Origin of the sequence: Streptomyces aurantiogriseus, from assembly GCF_014649375.1 — a bacterium.
GTDB classification, from domain to species: Bacteria; Actinomycetota; Actinomycetes; order Streptomycetales; family Streptomycetaceae; genus Streptomyces; species Streptomyces aurantiogriseus.
Genome location: NZ_BMSX01000004.1, coordinates 416,979 through 435,430, shown reverse-complemented (window position 1 = coordinate 435,430; position 18,452 = coordinate 416,979). Strand labels below are relative to the sequence as shown.

24 protein-coding genes are annotated in these 18,452 nt (G+C 68.5%); 4 read left to right on the top strand and 20 right to left on the bottom strand.

What is annotated here, in order from left to right:
* Positions 1-35: 35 nt before the first annotated feature.
* The 15 genes from IE263_RS11445 to IE263_RS11375 form a co-directional block, all read right to left on the bottom strand.
* Complete coding sequence (locus IE263_RS11445) at positions 36-434, bottom strand: hypothetical protein (RefSeq protein ID WP_189935026.1); 399 nt, start codon at positions 432-434, stop codon at positions 36-38.
* Positions 434-808, bottom strand: coding sequence for a hypothetical protein (locus IE263_RS11440; protein WP_189935024.1), 375 nt, complete (start codon positions 806-808; stop codon positions 434-436). The genes IE263_RS11445 and IE263_RS11440 overlap by 1 nt, the downstream gene beginning before the upstream one ends.
* 82 nt (positions 809-890) lie before the next feature.
* The gene (locus IE263_RS11435; protein WP_189935022.1) at positions 891-1,433 is read right to left on the bottom strand and encodes a hypothetical protein; all 543 of its coding nucleotides are present in this window, start codon (positions 1,431-1,433) and stop codon (positions 891-893) included.
* A gap of 6 nt (positions 1,434-1,439) precedes the next feature.
* Positions 1,440-2,165 carry a hypothetical protein gene (locus tag IE263_RS11430; RefSeq protein WP_189935020.1) on the bottom strand — a complete coding sequence of 242 codons (726 nt, stop codon included), beginning with the start codon at positions 2,163-2,165 and terminating at the stop codon, positions 1,440-1,442.
* 29 nt (positions 2,166-2,194) lie between these two features.
* Positions 2,195-2,968, bottom strand: a complete 774-nt coding sequence (locus tag IE263_RS11425) for a hypothetical protein (RefSeq protein WP_189935018.1) — start codon at positions 2,966-2,968, stop codon at positions 2,195-2,197.
* Between the two features lie 32 nt (positions 2,969-3,000).
* Positions 3,001-3,684, bottom strand: coding sequence for a PP2C family protein-serine/threonine phosphatase (locus IE263_RS11420; protein ID WP_189935016.1), 684 nt, complete (start codon positions 3,682-3,684; stop codon positions 3,001-3,003).
* Between the two features lie 95 nt (positions 3,685-3,779).
* Entirely contained in the window at positions 3,780-4,463 is a 684-nt protein-coding gene (locus tag IE263_RS11415) for a hypothetical protein (RefSeq protein WP_189935014.1), read from the bottom strand.
* Between the two features lie 62 nt (positions 4,464-4,525).
* On the bottom strand, positions 4,526-4,834 hold the full coding sequence (locus IE263_RS11410; RefSeq protein WP_189935012.1) for a hypothetical protein: 309 nt from the start codon (positions 4,832-4,834) through the stop codon (positions 4,526-4,528).
* Positions 4,835-4,928: 94 nt separating this feature from the next.
* Positions 4,929-5,198 (bottom strand): hypothetical protein, encoded by a 270-nt coding sequence (locus tag IE263_RS11405; RefSeq protein WP_189935010.1) that lies wholly within the window; start codon positions 5,196-5,198, stop codon positions 4,929-4,931.
* Positions 5,199-5,275: 77 nt separating this feature from the next.
* Positions 5,276-6,061: a helix-turn-helix domain-containing protein gene (locus IE263_RS11400; protein ID WP_189935008.1), complete on the bottom strand. Its 786-nt coding sequence runs from the start codon at positions 6,059-6,061 to the stop codon at positions 5,276-5,278.
* Positions 6,058-6,351 (bottom strand): helix-turn-helix domain-containing protein, encoded by a 294-nt coding sequence (locus IE263_RS11395; RefSeq protein WP_189935006.1) that lies wholly within the window; start codon positions 6,349-6,351, stop codon positions 6,058-6,060. The genes IE263_RS11400 and IE263_RS11395 overlap by 4 nt, the downstream gene beginning before the upstream one ends.
* Positions 6,352-6,394: 43 nt before the next feature.
* Complete coding sequence (locus IE263_RS11390; RefSeq protein WP_189935004.1) at positions 6,395-7,000, bottom strand: hypothetical protein; 606 nt, start codon at positions 6,998-7,000, stop codon at positions 6,395-6,397.
* Between the two features lie 134 nt (positions 7,001-7,134).
* Positions 7,135-8,232 carry a hypothetical protein gene (locus IE263_RS11385; protein WP_189935002.1) on the bottom strand — a complete coding sequence of 366 codons (1,098 nt, stop codon included), beginning with the start codon at positions 8,230-8,232 and terminating at the stop codon, positions 7,135-7,137.
* A gap of 60 nt (positions 8,233-8,292) precedes the next feature.
* A complete protein-coding gene (bet, locus tag IE263_RS11380; RefSeq protein WP_189935000.1) occupies positions 8,293-9,462 on the bottom strand; it encodes a phage recombination protein Bet in 1,170 nt (389 codons plus the stop codon).
* 121 nt (positions 9,463-9,583) lie between these two features.
* Positions 9,584-9,940 carry a hypothetical protein gene (locus IE263_RS11375; RefSeq protein WP_229910908.1) on the bottom strand — a complete coding sequence of 119 codons (357 nt, stop codon included), beginning with the start codon at positions 9,938-9,940 and terminating at the stop codon, positions 9,584-9,586.
* Positions 9,941-10,177: 237 nt separating this feature from the next.
* On the opposite strand from IE263_RS11375, the gene IE263_RS48365 reads away from it, so the two are divergent.
* Both IE263_RS48365 and IE263_RS11365 read left to right on the top strand, forming a co-directional pair.
* On the top strand, positions 10,178-11,716 hold the full coding sequence (locus IE263_RS48365) for a restriction endonuclease fold toxin-2 domain-containing protein (RefSeq protein WP_229910907.1): 1,539 nt from the start codon (positions 10,178-10,180) through the stop codon (positions 11,714-11,716).
* 36 nt (positions 11,717-11,752) lie between these two features.
* The gene (locus IE263_RS11365) at positions 11,753-12,199 is read left to right on the top strand and encodes a hypothetical protein (protein ID WP_189934998.1); all 447 of its coding nucleotides are present in this window, start codon (positions 11,753-11,755) and stop codon (positions 12,197-12,199) included.
* An 81-nt stretch (positions 12,200-12,280) separates the two neighbouring features.
* Here IE263_RS11365 and IE263_RS11360 read toward each other — a convergent pair whose 3' ends face one another.
* On the bottom strand, positions 12,281-12,931 hold the full coding sequence (locus tag IE263_RS11360) for a hypothetical protein (RefSeq protein ID WP_189934996.1): 651 nt from the start codon (positions 12,929-12,931) through the stop codon (positions 12,281-12,283).
* A gap of 76 nt (positions 12,932-13,007) precedes the next feature.
* Entirely contained in the window at positions 13,008-13,559 is a 552-nt protein-coding gene (locus tag IE263_RS11355) for a hypothetical protein (RefSeq protein ID WP_189934994.1), read from the bottom strand.
* Positions 13,560-13,778: 219 nt separating this feature from the next.
* Between IE263_RS11355 and IE263_RS11350 the strand changes: the two genes are divergently transcribed.
* Complete coding sequence (locus IE263_RS11350) at positions 13,779-15,053, top strand: hypothetical protein (protein WP_189934992.1); 1,275 nt, start codon at positions 13,779-13,781, stop codon at positions 15,051-15,053.
* A 96-nt stretch (positions 15,054-15,149) separates the two neighbouring features.
* Here IE263_RS11350 and IE263_RS11345 read toward each other — a convergent pair whose 3' ends face one another.
* The 3 genes from IE263_RS11345 to IE263_RS11335 are packed head-to-tail and all read right to left on the bottom strand — an operon-like array spanning position 15,150 to position 16,585.
* Positions 15,150-15,395, bottom strand: coding sequence for a hypothetical protein (locus IE263_RS11345; RefSeq protein WP_189934990.1), 246 nt, complete (start codon positions 15,393-15,395; stop codon positions 15,150-15,152).
* An 18-nt stretch (positions 15,396-15,413) separates the two neighbouring features.
* Positions 15,414-15,680: a hypothetical protein gene (locus tag IE263_RS11340; RefSeq protein ID WP_189934988.1), complete on the bottom strand. Its 267-nt coding sequence runs from the start codon at positions 15,678-15,680 to the stop codon at positions 15,414-15,416.
* A gap of 26 nt (positions 15,681-15,706) precedes the next feature.
* Positions 15,707-16,585 carry a peptidoglycan-binding protein gene (locus IE263_RS11335; RefSeq protein ID WP_189934986.1) on the bottom strand — a complete coding sequence of 293 codons (879 nt, stop codon included), beginning with the start codon at positions 16,583-16,585 and terminating at the stop codon, positions 15,707-15,709.
* Between the two features lie 279 nt (positions 16,586-16,864).
* On the opposite strand from IE263_RS11335, the gene IE263_RS11330 reads away from it, so the two are divergent.
* Complete coding sequence (locus tag IE263_RS11330; protein WP_189934984.1) at positions 16,865-18,418, top strand: hypothetical protein; 1,554 nt, start codon at positions 16,865-16,867, stop codon at positions 18,416-18,418.
* The last annotated feature ends 34 nt before the right edge of the window (positions 18,419-18,452 follow it).

Below are 18,452 nucleotides of genomic sequence, written 5' to 3'. Positions count from 1 at the left end.
GCTCGGCCCCCTGGTGGTGTGTGGGTGGGCTGGGGTTATCCGCCGTGTTCGGCGCGCCAGCCGTTGACGTACGTCCCGACCTCCTCGGCGAGGGGTTCGAGGGACATGTCGCCGGGCGGTTCGCCCTCGGCTGCGGTGGTGTCGTAGATGACCTTGGACTGGCCGTGGGCGTTGTCGATGTGCACGGCCTTCCAGCCGCCGATCTCGCTGCGGTCGTCGTGCCAGGGCAGCGACTCGCGGCCCGCGATGGCGACGTACTGCTCGCCGTCGGTCGTGAGCAGGACGGTGATGTTCAGCTCGTTGCCGCACCAGTCCACGCCCACGTCCGTGCAGTGCTGTTCGAGGGCCTCGATGACGTCGGCGTACAGGGCGCGGGCCTTGTCCTCGTCGGCGCGGTGGAGGAGCCGGACGGCGCTGAGGTAGTGGAGGGCCATCACTCGCCCTCCGTGTTCTGGGCCGTGTCGGGGGCGTGGTCGCCACAGACGAGGGAGAGGGGTTCGCCGTCGTGCGGGAGGTCCAGTTCGACGTCCTGGGGCTTGTGGCAGAGCAGGCAGGTCAGGGAGACGGTGCGGACCATGCGCAGAGGGCGGACGGGGGTGCTGGCCGGGAGGTGGACCGGTTCGGCGCGGCGGCCGTGGAGGGCCAAGGCGAGCAAAGTGAGCTCGGGGGAGATGACGGTCTTTTTGACCCCGCCCACGGTGAGGGGCGTGTGCGGTGCGTCGGGGAAGGCGAACACGTCGCCGGGGCGCAGTTCGTGCGCGTACACGGGTCTGGTGAAGTTGAGGGTGACCACGGCGTGGTTGCTCATACTCAGGGATCTCTTTCCGTTGTGGGTGTGGGTGGTTGGCCGCTCGGTGGCGTCTCGCACACGGCACCGGGCGGAGGTCTGGTTACTCGTTGATCACGTGCCGGGGGCCGTTGATCGGGCCGCGGTCGAGCTCCTCGGCGATGTGCCGGGGAACGCGGGGCACCTGCGTGTCGTGGAGGGTGAGCTCGCCGCTCGCAAAGTCGATGAGCACGGTCCCGTCCGGGTCGACGCGGGTGACGCGGCCGTAGAGCGGCTGTTCGGGGTGCTTGACCCACTCGCGCTCCGTGAGCGGCGGCAGGTGCTCCGGGCAGCGGCCTTGGTCGCGCAGCGAGAGGTGGGAGGCCGAGGGATGCCAGCAGGGCTGTCCGTCAGGGCGGGGGTGGTCGCAGCCTCGGGTGATGTGGCCGTAGCCGTCGCAGCGGATCAGGACGGGGCCCGGCCAGGGCTCACGGGCGCGCACGATGGCGAAGGTGACGGCGCCGTGTGGGCCCTGGTCGTGGTGGGAGACGTACTCGACGGTCAGTCCGATGGTGGTCGGCCAGGTCTTCAGCACGTTCGCCGCGATGGTCTGTGCGTGGGTGGCGGGAACGGACGGCGCCGACGAGCGCCCGGAGAGCATGGGCATGTCATCTCACTTTCCGTGGGTGTGGGTCTGCGGGAGCAGGAGGAACGCCGTGTGCTCGTCCGGGCCGCCGACGCGTGCCAGGTGCCGTGCGCGCAGGTGCGGAAGGGCGTGGATCTGTCGGGCGAGCGCCGTGATGCGCCGCTCGGTGTCCTCCGGCCACAGGGGGTGCTCGTCGGTGGCGCGGATCGGTTTGATGACGCCGCCGTCGGCCTGGGAGGTGTCCGCACAGATGACGTCGAGTACGCGGCACGTGTCGTCGGCGAAGTCGACCGTGATCAGTTGGGCGTGGGGGTGGCGTGCGCGTACGAGCTCGGCGACCCGGACGATCCGGTCGGCCGGCGGGAGGTCGAGCGTCCGGCGTCGGTCCGGTCTCGGGTCCGGGCGTACGGCGCTCCAGGCGGCCGAGTGGAGTCCGGCGAGCGCGTCGCTCAGGTCGCCGGCGAGTTCCTCCAAGGCCAGCGTGGTGGTGTCGGCGTCCCCGCGGACGTCGAGGACCAGTTCCTCCGTTCCGTCGTGGTGCGTGGTCCACAGGCCGTGCGGCTCGACGGTTCGGTCGTGCGTGGAGTGGTCGAAGGTGAGGTGGGTCGTCTTCGGGTACGCCTCCACGATGCGCGCGGTGACGTGGTCGAGGACCGCGATCTCGTACTGGGCCTGGGCCTCGTTGAAGGCGTCGACGGCGAGCCCGCGGTGGCGCAGGGCCGTGGCGACCCGGTGCGCTGCGGTGTCGGTCATGAGAAGTGTGTCCTCCCAGGGAACTGCGGTCAGTGGTGGGCGGCGCCGGCGGAGGCGGGCTCGCGGTACGGGAAGACCAGCTGCCACAGCTGGCCTTCGTGCTCGGAGGCGACGTCCATGCACGGGGTCAGGTGGCGGCTGCGCAGGTGGGGCAGGGCGTAGAGCTGGGCGAGGAGGCGGGCCAGTTCGTGTGAGACGTCGTGCGGCCACGGGTTGTCGTCGGACTCCGGCGAGCAGCGGGGGCACGGGATGTTGACCCTCTCGCCGCAGTGGAGCGTGATCTGTTCGAAGCCGACGGCGACGCCTCGGTGGGTCGCTTCGAAGCGGCAGATCAGCGACTCGGCGTCGGGGACGTGGCGGCGGACGATCGCGGCGACGGTGGCGGCCCGGTCAGCGGGCGGGAGGGTGATCCAGCGGCGGTCGCGGTGCTCGTAGACGGGATGCGGCTCGACGACGCCCCATCGGTGGAGGAACGCGCCGGTCAGAACGCGGTCGAGGTCGGTGACGAGTTCGTCGATGTCCAGCGGACCGTCGCGCCAGCTCTGCTCCGGATCGTCGTGGGGGGCGTAGAGGAGTCGGCAGCTGCCGATCGCGGAGTCCTGGGCGCTCCAGACGCCGTGCAGCCGGACGTCGCCGTTGGCGTCGAAGCTGACTTCCAGGTGCTCGGCGTCGGGGTGGGCCAGGCGTACGCGGGCGGCGATGTCGTCGTGAATGGCGAGGAAGAGGGTCTCGCCGGCCTGGACGTAGGTCGTCGCGAGGTCGTTGAGTGGGATCTGGGTGGGGCGAAGTTGCTGTTCTTTCATAACAGTTGGCTCCTCACGGTTGGGTGGGGTGGTCAGTGCGCGCGGCGCAGGACGATGGCGGTCGCGTTGTCCGGACCGTTGATGCCGGCGGTGCCGGCGAGGAGTTCGGCGGCCTCGTTCGGGTCGTCGCGGAGGAGCGCCGCGGCGATGGTCCGGTCGTCGACGGCCTGGCTGACGCCGTCGGTGCACAGCAGGACCGCGGTGGTGCTGTGCGCGGGCAGGGACGTGGTCACGAACTCGTGGCGTGCGACGGTGCGTGTCACCTTGCGGTCGTAGAGCGGCAGCGGGCCGGGCCGCGTGGTGTGACGGCGGATGCGCTCGCCGAGCGAGTGGTCGTATGTGGCCCGCTGGAGCTGTCCCTCAGCGGTGAGGACGTAGGCGCGGCACAGACCTGCCCAGGCGAACTGGACACGGCTGTGGACGGGGTCGAACAACGCGGTGACGATCGACGCGTCCGCGGCGATGCCGCTGGCGGCGAGCTGGCTGCGCGCCCTGATACAGCCGGTCTCGGGCGTGGCGACGAGCGCCGCACCGACCGCCTCCTCCGCAGCCAGGTCGGCCGCGTCGGCCGCAGCCGTGGTGTCGCCGATTCCGTCGGTGACGGCGACGGCGATACGGCCGGTGACCTGGTCGCCTCCGACGGCGAAGGCGTCCGCCTGGACCTCGCGGCGGCCTTGCCGCTGTGCGCCGCCCACGCGCCAGGGTGTTGGGGACATGACTGGACTGACTCCTTTGCGGGTGAGAGGGAATGCAGCAGGTCCGCCCGGGACCGGGCCGCTCGCACCGGCGCGGCCCCGAGCGGGAGTGGCCGCTACGGCACGGGAACCGCGGCCAGGCGAGTGGTCGGTGCGGTGAACTCCTGGCATGAGCCGAAACGTTCGTGCAGCGTGTGCTCCCGCTCCCACTGGCCGCAGCGGGCACAGGCGGGCTGGATGTGGCCCGGGGCGGGCCGTGCCACGTAGGCGCCACTCAGGTCGCCGTCCGTGAAGACGACGACCCCGGTGGCCTCCTCGAGGCTCGCCGCGCCCCTGGCGCGCGCGGTGGCCTCGTGCAGGGCGCGGCGCAGGAGGGCTCCGGACCAGTCGAAGCCGGGGCTGATGTCGACCCGCGCGTCCTCGTAACTGACGCGGTACGCGGGGAACGCGGCCTCCTCGGGGTTGGTGAGGGGGCGGGCCCAGAACTGGACGGGGCGGTCGTCGGCGCGCTGCTCGGGCGGCGGTGCGATGGCGGAGACGATGCGCATGATCAGGTCGCCGTCGTCACCGAGGCCGGCCGTGCGGGCCGCGTGGGCGCACAGCTCCTCGAAGCCGGAGACGCCGTGTGCGGCGAGCCACCGGTCGGGTGTCAGATCGCCGCCGAAGTTCCTACGGAAGTCGGCGCGGTCGCGGCGCTGGACGGCGGCGATGACGCCGACCGCGCGGTCGATCACGTCCGGGGCGATGCCGTACTTGGCGGCTTCGGTGTGCAGTATCCGCTCGCGGGTGGGCTGGTCCACTTCGCTCTCTCCTTCGTGGATACCGGGCTCCGGTGATCCCGGGCCCGTGGTCGGGGTGGGCGTCACGGGAGGGCCAGGGGTCGTTGGCCGAAGTGCTCGGCGGCGGTGCCGTGCAGGACGTTCAGCCGGGCCGACAGGCGCCGGCCGAGCGTGCGGCCGTGCGTGTCGACGCCGCTCTCGTGGCTGACGGACTCCAGGCGCCAGCGGCGGTGGCCGTCGTCGAGCGTGAAGTCGTACAGCTCGCCGGGGCGGGAGCCGCGCAGCGTCAGGACGCGCACGGGCTTGCCGTCCAGGTCGGCACGGACGGTGGGCGGGCCCTGGAGGTGGGCGGCGGCCACTATCGCCGCGATGTCGGACAGAGAGATGTTCATCGGTTTCCTCGCGCTCTCGTCAGGGCCTGGAAGCCAGGCAGGGCATCAATTGACTGTCACCACACATGTGGAAGGTGTGGCAGCACCCGCTCCATCAGACGTCGCGGTACAGGTCCGGACGGCCGGTCGTCTCGCGCAGGGCGCACACGAGGAGTCGGCCGGCGCCCTCGATGCCGAGAACGTCGGTGACGAACCGCACCGGCGTCACCGGGCGGCCGATCGCCTCACCGTAGGCGCGGGCCAGGGCTTCGCCGATCACGCGAGCCCGATCCTTGGCCTGCTCGAACTGCTCGGGCGTGACGCCGCGAGCGGTGAGCCTGGTGGTGAGTGCCTGCTGTTCGTTGGGGGTGAGATGTCGGAACATCGGTCAAGCCCTCCGGGGTGGATTGGTGTCGATTGATAACATTTTATCAATTCTGATCAATTGATGTCAAGTGTTGTTTATTTAGTTCGCCTGTCGCCCCGGGGGCGACTGCGTCTCAGCGCTTCGCGCGCTGCTTGGCGCGGTCCGTCCAGCGCGCCCTGGGCTTCGAGCTCCGCGGCACGGACGCGCCGCGCTCGGTCTTCCTGGAACCAACGGCGGTCCCGGCTGCGGGCACGCTCGTCCTTCTCGCGCTTCTCCTGAGCCTCGGCGGCGATGCGACGTGCCCGCGGACTGGTGCGGCAGCCGCGGCAGTTGGCGGCAGGGGAGTCGGGATGTGCCGCACAGCCGCCTGCCCCATGGCCGCTGTCACCACGTGCCGGGGGTAGGGGGTTCCTCTGGTGGTTCCCTGACGGTTCCCCGGCCAGATTGGCCGGTTCCCCCGCCGTATCTGGCCGCTGGTCGGATTGGCCGGTGGCCGTTCTGGCCGCCTGCTTTGTCCGCTTTCCGGCGCGCTTCCGCCCGCCCTTTTTCGCCTCCTCGGCGGGAGCCTCGGAACCGGACGCCGACGAACCCGACGGTGGTGGTGGCGTCCGCGGACGAGGGGCGTGGATCGTGTAGCGGTTGCTGGTGCGTCGCCCGTCCGAGAAGCGGGCGTGCGAGACGATGAACCCCTCCTCCTCCAGCCACTCCAGGTGCCGGCGGACCGTACGCTCTCCCTGGCTCGTCTTCTCCGCCAGGGTGGCCTGCCCCGGGAAGCAGGACCACGACTCGTCGGCGAAGTCGCACAGGGCCAGCAGCACCAGCTTCGCGCCCGGCTTCGGGATGTCCTGCCGGAAGGCCCACGCCATGGCCTCGATGCTCAACTGCCCTCCCTCTCTTCCTTCTTCCAGGCAGCACGCCAGCGCGTGACGGTGCGGGGCTCCACACCGAGGCATTCGGCGATCTCCTCCGCGCCCAGGCCCTCGCGGGTCATGAGACGTGCGGCGAGTTTCTGCTCGGCCTCATTGAGGCTGGGAAGCGGGAGATCTCCGTTGACGACCCGCTCGATCGCGAGGTAGTCGACCCCGGGGACGCCTGTGGCGGTGGTGCTGACGTAGACGCGGCGTGCGGGCTCGCGGGCGGGGTCGATGCCCTTGACGTGGAACGCGGGCACTGCGGCGTGTGGTCGATGTGTAGGGGTGGTGGGCACGACCCGCTCACCGCTCGTCGTCGAGGTCGCGGCCGCCGTGAGGGGCGTACGCGTTCTCAGGCTCGTGCCCCACCTCCAGGGCCGGTTCGCGGGCGCACGGGGTGTCGCCGAGGCCGAGCGGCTGGCCGTCGCCTTCCAGGACGGCGAGAGCGGGGCCGGGCTGACCGGTGCGCAGGAGCCGGGCAGCCTCGGCGGTCGTCTGCTCCAGGGTGACCGCGAGTGCGCGGGCCCTGTCACGTTGCGGAATCGCCCGCTCGGCCCTGCTCCGCCAGGCGGCGGCCTCCGCACGCAGCTGGGTGATGACCGGTAGGACCACCTGCAGGACGGTGTCGGCGACATCCCGGGCGTGGCCGGCGAAGTCCATGCGGGGCCAGTCCGCCGTGAGCCTGTCGGCGAGCCGCTGCCGGATGTGGTCGTCGGGCAGCGGACGAGGCGGCTGGGCCGTGCCGGTGTGCGGTTCGGCTCCGTCGAGGACGGCCGTCAGGTGGAGCATGAGGCCGAGGACGTCGTCGCCCTCGTAGGTGGCGAGCGCGTGCAGCGCGTCGTCGACGCGGGACCGCGCGTCGTCGCGCGTGTCGGGCGCCGGGACGCTCGCCAGGTGTTCGAAGGGCATGGCTGTGGACAAGGTGGTCCCCCTCCAGGGGCGTTGACTGAACAGTGAGTGCGGGCCGGGGCGCACCGGTCGCGAGACTTCGGGCCTCCCCCGGCCACGGCTCGTGGACCGAACGAACCGATCACCCGAAGTGATCAGGAGGTCTCGGGCAGGCGCGTGACACCGATCGTGCGCGAGGTCCGCCCACCGGGCCGCATGGGGATGTCGATGCCGAGGCCCTCGAGGACGCGGATCATCGCCGCGGGGTCGGGCTCGGGCGGCCGTGGGTTGCCGCCGGACCAGGACAGTTTGAAGGCGCCGTAGACACCGGCGTCGGCGGCGTCCAGCATCTTGCGGGCCTTGGCCTTGCGTTTCTTTGCGGCGCTCTCCACCTCGGCGGCGTCGGCGTAGGCGTGCAGGGCCTCGGTGATGGCCGCGGTGTCCTTGGCGAGAATGGTCTGCGGGGCGCGGTCGTCGGAGAGCTGGTCGAGGTTCCAACAGGCCGTCTTGAACGGACAGTTGTCGCAGATGATGGACAATCCAGGGCCGTCGAGGTCACGCGGCATGGCCTCCGGTTCGGGACTGGCCAGGACGTCCTCGGCCCACGCCAGGGCCTGCTTGGTGACGTCCTCGTCGTACGGGCGCTGGTGGACGACGACCTGCCCGTACTCACGGCCGACGTAGCGCAGCCGTACGACATCGACCGGCAGCGGTTCGCCGGTCGGGAGACTGGGGTGGTCCTTGAGGCCGCCGACGCGGAGTAAGTGCGCGTACAGGTGGACCTGGAACCACTCGGCCTGGCTGGGCCCCTGGCGCACGACGACGTCGAGAGCCCGGGTGCTCTTGGTCTTCACGTCCTCCACGACGCCCACGTCACCGGCCGGCCCCGCCGTCGACCCGCGACTCGCGGCCCGCTGACGGAAATCGCCCGGAGCCCAGTAGGCGTCGGCGTGGCCGAGGATCACGCCGTCGGTGAGCTCCAGCTCGGTGTGGGCGCCGTACTGCTCCCGCAGGACGCGCAGGATGCCCTCGTGCAGCCAGGTGCCGAGGATCGCGGCGTGCATGTTGTCGGCGAGGTCGGTCGGCCAGGTGCCGTGGACCTCGTAGGCGGCTCGGCGTCGGCACAGGCCGACCGACGACGGGCCGAGAAGGCGCTGGCGGGAGCGGGGTCTGGCGCGGTCGTCGCGGTGCGCGCCCTTCCACAGGTCGGGTACGGGGATGCCGAGTTTGTCGACGACGCTGTCGGTGGTCATGGTGTTCTCGCACTCTGTCGGGAAGTCTGCTCCCCTGCCTGACGGGCAGGAGCGGTCGGTCTACTGGGCTGTGGTGGCGTCGGCCTGGCTCGGGGAGGAGCCGCGGGGTGACGCCTTCTTCGCGGCGTTCTTCCGCGACGCCGTCTTCTTCGCCGCGGCCTTGCGGGGTGTCGCCTTCTTGGCCGGGGCGCGACGGCGCGTGGGCGGGGCCTCGGCCGATGGATCGGCGTCGGCGGAAGCGTGGCCACCGGTTTCACCGTCCGGCCGCAGCGAGCCGAGGAGGGTACGCAGCTGTTCGGCGCTGGCGTCTTGGTAGGAGACGCCGAAGTCGTCGAAGCACCGCTCGTTGACGGTGTCGAAGGCCATGCCGACGTGGTCGGCCAGTCGCTGAACTTCCCTGCGGGCCCTGTCCAGTTCGGCGTGCGGGTCGGCAGGTGACGGGGTCTCGTTCTCCCCTGCCAACGCGGTGCTCGACGTCTCGTCGTCGTTTCGGTTTTCGACGACTTCGGCCTCGACCGTGTCTCCGGGCGAGGAAGCTTCTCCGGCCGGCTGGGACTTGTCGGGCTGCCCTGTCGTCTCGTGCTTCAGTCGTGCGGCGGCCGCCTGGACGCGCTCGCGGGACTCCGCCGCGTCCGCCGCGTGCATCTCCTCGTCGACGTGCAGGCCGGACAGGTCCGCGGGACAGGCCCGGCGCAGGGCCAACGCCTCCGCGACCTTGCTCAGCTGGCTGGCGGGCATCTGCGGCCACAGGCCACCCAGCTTGTACTCCTGCGCCTCGTAGTCCCACACCTTCGGCGCGTACTCCCGCCAGTGGGCGACGGCTGGGAAGCGGGAGTCGCCGCGCCAGACGACGACCCGGCAGGCGGCCGGCGGTTCGTCACGCAGCCACACCGTGTGCTCGCCGCCCTCGGCGTCGTACCAGACGAAGTCCTCGTACGCGATGGACTGTCCGGCACGGTCGGCGGCCCGGCGCGCGATGAGCCGGTAGCCGTCGATGCCGGTCTGGATGGTCCAGCGGGTCTCCCCGCGCGACTTGCGTCTGATCATGTAGATCTGCCGGCCGAACGGGTCGAGCCCCGACGCCTTGCAGTAGTGGAAGAAGATCCCCAGCTGTGCCGGACTGGCCTCCGCCAGATCCGGGAACGCCGCGCGTAACGCGCGCAACTGCTGGTCCTCGAACGCCTTCTGGTCCTCGCGGATCGCGAGCCAGGTGACCGGAGCGTCGGCCACATCCCCTCCATGCATTGCTGATGTTCCCTCGTTTGGCCTTCAACTGCCACAACACATGTAGCGATCAGTTGAAGTTAATCAAAATCTATTTCACCGACTCCTGACCGTCAAGTTTGAGTTATCAATCCTCGTCGGTTGTGCGCAGGCTGCGCAGCTGGAACACGCCCGCCCACTCGGGATGGCGCGCGCGGAGAAGGCGCGCGTAGCGCGACGTGAAGTCGTTGTTCAGTCGGAACGGCCGGTCGTCCGAGATCTCTGGCCGCGACCAGCGGAGCTGCTCGAACAGCGCCTTGACGCCGATGCGTCCGCCGCCGGCCTCGATCCAGCGCATCGTGAGGTCTTCCAGGGCCTCGAGCACCCAGGGGTGTGCGGCGTGGAAGTCCTCGAAGCGCTCGTCGATGGTGGGATCGTCGTGAAGGTGGGCGTTGTCTGGCTCCGCTATCTCCAGCGGTAGCTCCGCCTGGTGGTGTGCGTGCATCGCTTACCCCCAACAAGACCAAGGTGTGTCGCAACACATGTTGGCCACTACCTTAAACGTGACGGCGTAGATGCGTGCTGCGTGCGACGAGACGACTGTCCGGATGCACAGCGAGAGGCTGCGGCGCGGTCCTGTTCCGCGCCGGCCCGCGCGCCGGACGTCAACCACCCTCCGCGTAAACGCCGTTCGCAACCGTGTACGGTGCCATGGGCATCCGTAACGGTCTGCGGGGGAACGTTGGATCTTCAGCATCAGACGGCGAACTTCGTCAACGCGTCCTGGTCGATGGTGGGACTGCGTGACCTGATCTACGAGATGCTGGGCCTGCTCTTCACGGAACTCAGCGAGAACGGCGGCATGGCCGGGGACGGCGAGGCGGGCCGGGCCTTCGCCAAGGTGTACGAGGAAGCCGCCAAGACGGTGTTCGACAAGGCCGGCTTCGCTCACCAGGTCATGGCCAACGGCGCGGGCGCCCTGCTCAAGGCGTCGGAGGAGTTCCTGAAGCGGGAGAGCAAGATCGCGGCTGAACTCCTCGGGCAGAGCCCGCAGGGGCCGGGGATCGGTGCCCAGCCGACCGGCCCAGACTGCAATCCGCGCGCCAGCCACAACGCGGAGGACCTGCCCGAGGTCGTCGGTGAGACCAGCGGCGTCGACCAGTACCTGTTCAACGAGCGCTTCCTCGGTCAGCCGCAGAAACTCCGCACCGTGGCCAAGGCTTGGCGTGCGGCGTCCAAGATTGCCGAGGACGCCTACTGGGACTCCGACACCGCCTGGAAGACCGCGAACCTCGACCAGGTCGGCGAGACCGCTGACGCCGTCGAGGGCTTCTTCAAGAAGTTCGTCGGAAAGAACCCGCCCCCCGGCGAGGTCGGCGAGGACGAGACCCTCATGGCCAACCTTCCCGTGGCGTGCAAGATGATCGCCAACGCCTGTGACGCCTACGCCGATCACATAGAGACCGCCAAACGACGGCTGCCCTACGAGGAGACCTCACCCACCGGCGAGTTCCTCTGGCCGTGGGAGCAGCCGAGGTTCGGAGGAGACGGTCACGACGGCGGTCTGCACGAGCTCATCGCGGGAGACATGCGGATCGCGTCTCTCGGCAAGATCCCGGCCGCCCTGGACAGCTCCAAGTCACGCGTCCCCATGCCGCAGCCGGACAACGACGGTTTCCTTCCGGGCCTCCCCCCGTTCCTGGCTCCACTGATCCGTGTCCCGACCTTGGTCCCGGTCGCCTACCGCCCCGCCAACGGCCCCCGCGTCCAGCCCATTCCGCCGGCCACGCCACCCGACCCGCGCTTTCCGCCGCTCACGGCCGGGCAGCAGCAGGAGTTCCAGACCTGGCTGAACTCCCTGCGCCAAGGCGACGTCTCGGGTGGCAAGCCGGCCGAGGTCGCCTACCAGTTGCGCGTGGCCGGCTACCCCGAGTACGAGGTCCACATCCCAAAGGGGCACAGCGTGAACAACACCCTGATGGTGGACGGGTTCCGGAACCTCGACGGCATGGCCGTCGAGGCGAAGTACGTCAACAAGCCGAACCAGCGCTGCTACCGCTCCCTCGAGGAACTCCGCGAGAACCACGCGTCGGGAAAGAAGGACTTCCTCTACCGCTCGGACCGCGACGAGCTCAAGAAGTACGCGGCCGCGCTCAACGATCCGCGGAACACGGAGATGCGGGGGGTCGAGACCGTCACCAACAACCAGGAGTCAGTCCAGTACTGGCGCATCATGATGGCCGCCTACGGCGTCAAGGGAACCGCCCGCTACGTCCCCTGACACCACCACCCGCCACAGAGGAAGCACCACACCACGATGGAACCGGACGAGATCGCCGCACTCCGCACCATGTACATCTTCACCCCGCCGGACGGACAGAGCTGGGGCCTGACCTACGAGGGCCTGGAAGCCGTGCTGCGTGAGCGGAACCCCGACGAGTTCGTCCGTGTCGACGACGGCACCGACGGACCCGTCGGCGGGTCGTCGATGCACTTCGGGATCACCCTGGACGACGAACAACTGGAAGGCATGGCCCTGCTGTCTCCCGAAGGCGTGTCCGTCAAGGACTGCACCGCCCAGTCCGCGGCGAGGTTCGTCCTCTGGCTCAGGAACAACGTGGTGCCGGCGGGCATGGCCGTCATGTTCAACACGGAGTGGGGCGCGGAAGCCGACCTCCCTGACACCCTTGTCCCGGACGCCACCCGCCCGCGCATCACCGCCGCCTTCGTGGCGCACCTCGTGGAAACTGGGGACCTCGACTGAACCCGATGATCGACAAGGCCGCTCTCCGCCGACCACGTCGCTGCAACGCGACGTGACCGGGCGGCGCGGCAGCAGGCCGCCCTACCGCTTGGGCCGCACGGTCATGGAGAACCCGGAGTTCAGGAGCTCGGCGGCGAACGCGGTCACGTCCTCCACGGTGTGCTCACCTGGCGTGAAGGTGCGTGCCTCCGGAAGCGGCGGGGGTGTCGGCTTCGGCTCCGCGGACGGCTTCCGGCCCCGGGGCTTGATCTGCTCGCGCTCGCCCGCCCGGATGCGGTCGATGCCCTCCTGGGCGGTGGCCCGTCCACGCTGCTCGGCATCCTCGAGCACGCTGTCCAGCAACCACAGTGGCGAGCCGGAGATCATGGCGTCCTCGGGCGCGAAGCTCCTGCGGACCCGCCACTGGTAGACGTCCATGTACTTCTTGCCGAAGATCCAGGGGATCTCTTTCAGGCCCACGATGTTCGGCAGCTCCGCCGCGTCGTCGACCACGTACCCGCCGTCGATGCCGGCTTCGTACTCCTTCAGTCGCTCCGGCAGGTAGTCCCGCGTCCCGTCCTCGGCGAGGCCGAGCACGGTCGGCAGCAGCCAGTACGGGTTCCCGGAGATCACAACGTCCGGCTCACCCAGCACGCCACGGGTCTTCCACAGCTGCGAGGTCTGTCGCTCCACGCCGTAGAGTGACGCGATCTCGGCGTGCCCCAGGAGATAGGGGAACCGCTTCTTCGCCACAGTGCCCTCCGGACCCGCTCGACTCCATAAAACTGACTTGATGCCGTCAAGCATAGTTGGAACGACGGGTGCTTGATCACAGAGATGGTTCACCGATGGGTCCCGGCACCTGGCGGACGAGTGCTTCCAGCTCGCGGGCGGACTCCGGGGCCAAGCGGTAGACCCCATGGACACTCACGGAGCTGCGCAGCTCCCCGTCCACGACGTGCTTGATCTGCCGTTCGCCTCGCCGCGACCGGTAGGTGAGCCGGCTGAGAAGGTCTCCGGGAACCGGTCGGCTGAAGCTGACTTGCGTGCCGGGAGGGCCGACGAGAACCTCGCTGACGCAGCTGGTCTTCAGCGTCTTCCAGTGGATCAGCCGGACGTAGTCCTCCATGGGCAGATGCTCGCCGACTGTGTCGTAGTCGAGGAGGCGTCCTACCTCCAAGGCTCCGAGGACCCACATCTGCTTGCGGAAAACCCTTATCGGATAGACGAGATCCCCCGGCTTTACCCCGGCCCGCGTGAAGCTGGGCAGCGACTGGTGCGGCCCTCCGAAGAGCACGCTCAATCGCTCACCCTCGAAGCCGTCCCTGGCGAGTGCCCGGCAGAGGTCGTTGGTCCACAGGGTGGTGTACGCGTCAGCCATGGCGGGACGCTATCCACTGGCACTGACACTCAGGGTTTCCCATGGCCGGCGCCTCCCGGAGTCGGAGGCCCGTTCTTGTCCGGCGCGGGTCCACGCCCTAGGCTGACCTCCTCTTTCCTTTGTGGAACGGCGCTCCGGGATCTGACTCGCACTCTGCCTGGGGCGCTGCCACGGCTGGGAAGGACTGGGGGAGGACAGGGCATCCGGGGGTTGGCTGTCATGAACGTCGGCGGGACGCTGCTCGGTAAAAAGATCACGAAGACCTACCCCCGCCGGGGCGACCTGCAGCTCGTCCGGCTGAGCGCGGCGGCGTCCTTCACCTGTTCGCGGTGCGCGCAGGCGAAAGCGGCACGTCTTGTTGCTCTGCGCGGCAATGTCCTGCTCTGCAACGGATGTTATGGGCGTATGGAAGCAGAGCGGGACGGGGCAGGAGAGGCTGGTCAGCCTTCTGTGGTTTCCGCACTCCCATCGGCAGCGCCACGTGCCGAGCCGACGGCTTCCGGAGCGTGGAACCCTTCTCGCGTTGTCGTCGAAGAACGCGACTGGGGGCGACCCTTCTCAGTCGTGCACACCGACGAGGCGGTGGCATGGAAGCTTCATGTACGTGCTGAGCATTTGCTTCTTGGTACCTGTCCCATCCCGGCTGAGATGGCCGACAGGCTCCCGCGCACTCCTCTCAACGTTGCCCTCGTACCGATCGGCAAACTCGCTCTCGTGCAGGGTGCGAAACGTGTCGCCATCCTCGAATACCAACCGGGAGTCAAACTCCGGTCGGACGGTGATCGACCGCTCCTGACGGGCATGTCATGGCATCGCTTCGTCCTCCCTGGGACCCGGGTCGCCGTGCGTTGGGATCATCGGGCGAAGACGAGGCTGCACTTCGCCTACACCCGGCTGCGCACGCCGGTCGTCTTTGCCGGCACGATGGTTCGCTACGTCTACGACCCGAGGATCATGACCCGAGACCTCGCCGCAATCGACGTGAGGGCGGACCGTTCGGAGGAAATCGTCCTGATCACTTTGCGTGAACTGGGCTACCTCGACGAGCAGGGACGCGCACTGCTTCCGCAAGCGGCACTGCTCCGCAACATCACTGAACGTGCAGAGCCGGGGGAGACGTCGACAAGTGAGGTCGAGAACGCGGTCCGGCGGCTACTTGCACGCAAGTTGCTCACGTGGGAGTGGGGCAGCCTGGGCGCGGGCGGCATGCTTCACTTCCCCGTTCGCGATGGTGAGACGCCTGTCGAACTGCTCTGCTACACCCCGACTTTGCGTGAGGTGGAGCATGAGAGCCTTCGGGCAGGTGGCCACGGGACGGACGCCGGCGCCCATCGAGTGGCAGGACATCTGATGCGCATCGGCCATCTTGGCAAGGAAGCCAGCGTGGAGGCGAGGGCCGCGTACCGATACGACCATCAGAGGGCTGGTCTTGCTGGACCCCACGAGCTGCCCCGGGGTTACACCTATGTTCGGGAGCACGAACGCGGGATCTAGATATCGTGCGTGAGTGTTCCGTTATCTCCTGACGACGTGGCGGTGACGGAAAACGTCCAAGTGGCCGTGGCAAACTTGCCCAGGAGCGCGACGGGGTCAGCGCCCTGTTGCCGACCAGACAGCCACGCCGAGGGCGGCGAGGCCGGTTAGCGTGCTGATGGTGGGAAGCGGCCACCGGGTGCGTTCGAGGTTGGTAACGCGAGTGTCGAGTTCCTCGATGGCCTTGTCGATCTGATCGGACCGCTGGACCAAGAGCGCGAGTTGGCCGTCGATGCGCGCCAGCCCGACTTCGAGGGCGCGGCGGAGTTCGGCAAGCTCCAGGGCGATCTCTCCGTCGGGCATAGCGCCTGCTGCTCCTGATCAGTTGATGGTGGTGGAGGCCGGGTCGTTCTTCGCTGGGAGCCACGAAGCCGTACCGGCGCGACCCAGGAGGGAGCCGACGGCGCCCTTGACCACGGCGAGGCCCGCGGGAATCGCGGCGATGGCCGCCGACTCGAGCGTGGAGAGGGTGACGACGTTGGTCGTTCCGGACGCGAGGAGGAGGCCGAGGAACGCCTCGACGTACGTCAGCACGGCGCGCTCGGCGATGTCGGCGAGGAGCTTGGGAGTTCTGGTGGGAGTGGCCATGGGGGAGGAATCCTCTCGACGTGGGATCAGGGCCTGGGAACGCGCAGCTTGGCCCAGCTCGTCGGGCCCGGGATGCCGTCGGCGTCGTCGCCGGAGTAGCCGAGCTTGCGCTGCCACGCGGCGTAGGAGCGGCGGTCGGCCTCGGTCCAACTCGGGCCGGGGCCCCTGCTGTACCTGCCGCAGCCCTCGGCGACGAGCCGCTTGCCCATGGCGGTGATCAGGGCGGAGCGACGGCCGGTACGGAAGTAGTCGGAGCCGGGGAACGGGGCGTACTCCGGTTTGTTCTCCGTGGGCGGCGTGCTGCTTGGAGGCTTTCCGTCGAGGTACTTGGCGACTGCCGTGCGGAAGCCGTCCATCGAGATGCCGGCCGGGTCGGGCTTGCCGGGCTGCCACTCCTTGTGGCCGATCACCGACCGCTCGCTCCAGCCGTGGGCCTGGCACAGGGCCGCGCTGACCTTGTGCATCGCGTCGAGCTGGACCTCTGGCCAGGTCTGACCGCCCCCGGTGTTGATGCACTCGAAGCCGTAGAAGTGGGAGTTGCCGTCGGTGTTGGCCTCGTTGTCCGGCGTCAGGGGCTTCTCGGCAATGACGGCCTCGAGGACGTCGTCGTCGCCGGAGCCGGCGTGGTTGGCGCGGCCGTAGCCGACGAGGTGGACAGTGCCGGAGCGGTCGATGACGCCGTGGCAGAGGGGGCCTGGCAGGGAGGTGTATCCGGTGCGGCAGAGCTCCACCATGGCGGACTCGGTGGCGTGCGGGCCGGTGTGGTGGACCATCACACCATGGACCGGCCCCCAGGCGCCCTTGTGGTTGCGGTTGTGGGTACGCCAGTTGCCATGCTCGACGACGCGGACGCCGGACCTCTTCAGGACGGCGAGGAACTGGTCTGCGGACAGTGGCTTGGCCACGTCGGGACGCTTTCTCCCCGCGCCTCCATGGGCTTCCACTACGCCAGGAGCCAACTGGCGGTCCCTCTTCCTGAATGCCTGGCCGGTGCCGATGGTCGGTGGAGGGTCACCTGGGGCGGGGAGCCTAACGCATCGGGTGCCAGCGCTGACAATCTGGTGGTGTCGTACTACTTGGTGTACGAGGATCACACGGAGACCCAAGACCGTGGTCTGCGCTCGGGTGGTCCAGGCATCTGACCGATGCCATGCCGAGGGTCGCGGACATCGAGGGGGAGAGACATGAAACCGGCGGAAGAGCTTCTGGAGGAGATTTCCAGAAAGAGGTCCGCACTGCGGCGACACCGTGCATGGAGTGCAGGAGAGGGACGCATCTACGCGCTACTGCGGAAGGCGGCCGAGTTCAGAGCCAGGGAGATAGACGCCGGGATACAGACTGACGTTCCCTGGGAGACTCTCTTCGAGCTCGTGATTGAGTGGCATCATCAGTTTCCGCTTGGTGATGGTGACTGTGATGAGGAGGCGGCTTTCGAAGTGCTTACCTTCGCTCTCGAGTTCTCGCGCTGGGAGCAGATAGAGCACGGTGTCCGCATGGGTGGTTACTCGGTGAAGCGCAGAGGGAGGGATCTTCGCGTTCGCCACGCCTGGGATGCAGCCCTTGAGGCAGCCGACATGTATCTGGAATCACGAGCGCGCCCCAGAGAACTACCACCGTTCTCCGAGGCGGAACGGAGGTGGGCTCAGGCTCGCCCCGTCGAGTCGCGTGAGGGGCCACCGTTCGAGGTCCTGAAGGCGTCCGCAGATCGGGCAATGGTGTCAATTGACGCCTGGAGGAAGTCAGCGCCGGAAGGGCACTTGCCTGATTCCTTCGCCCTTGGCAACGGACTCACCATGGGGGAAGCCACGGTTCTCCTGGCCGGTATCATGGGGCTTGCCGACCTCTGTGAACTTGTGGCACGTTCTGCCGCGAGACTGGAGAGCACGCTTGCGCATTTGGATCGGCAGGTAATGGTCGATGCCTTGAGCCAGCTGTGCCCCGACGTGTCGACTACGCATATCGACGACCTGCTTGAGCGGTTGACCTATCGGGTGGGCCGCTCGGCCCGGACTGCGCCTCTCGTCGAGAGCGGAGAAAAGATCATTCTGTGTCCTCCCCTCATCACTTCGAGGGCGGTTGATGTCATAGCGCTGAGAACGGCCGCTCAAGATGCGAGTCGGTTCGGTCGGGTGGGGCACAACCTGGGAAAACGGGCAAAAGAGTGGGAGGACTGGTTTGCCGCGATTCCGGGGGTGGTGGCACGGAGTGGCGTGAAGGTGTTGCGTGCTGATGGAAGACGCGCGGGCGACCTGGACGTCATCGCTGTCGACGCTGAGAACAAGCTGGGAGTCTGCCTCGAAATCAAGTGGCCCATTGACGCTGTCACGCGGCGGGAAGTAGGTAAGGTGGAGAACTGGGTCACCTCTGCCGCAGACCAATTGGGAAGAGTGCGTGGCGAGCTGGAGTCAGGGACTGCCGTGGCGGAGCTGCCGGACGGATGGCCCCAGCTGAGTGAGATCGAGATGACCTGGGGCGTGGGCACACCGCAGCAGCTCTGTCTACGGCCGGTTTCCGTGCAGGGCATCTACCCGACCTCGTTGCGCTATCTCATCGAGGCCGGAGACCCCCCGTCGCTTCGCAGCGTCGTGGAGATGCTCAAGCGTCCGGACCTGCCGAAGCGGGGCCTGCACTTTTCCGAGGAGACGTTCACCTTGAGGGTGGGGCATCATACCGTCGTCGTTGACACAATCGGAATCAGGCAGTTTGGATGGCGCCCGAGATTTCCGGACCTCACATGAGATGTACTTTTCGTGTCACCCGAACAACGGGCAC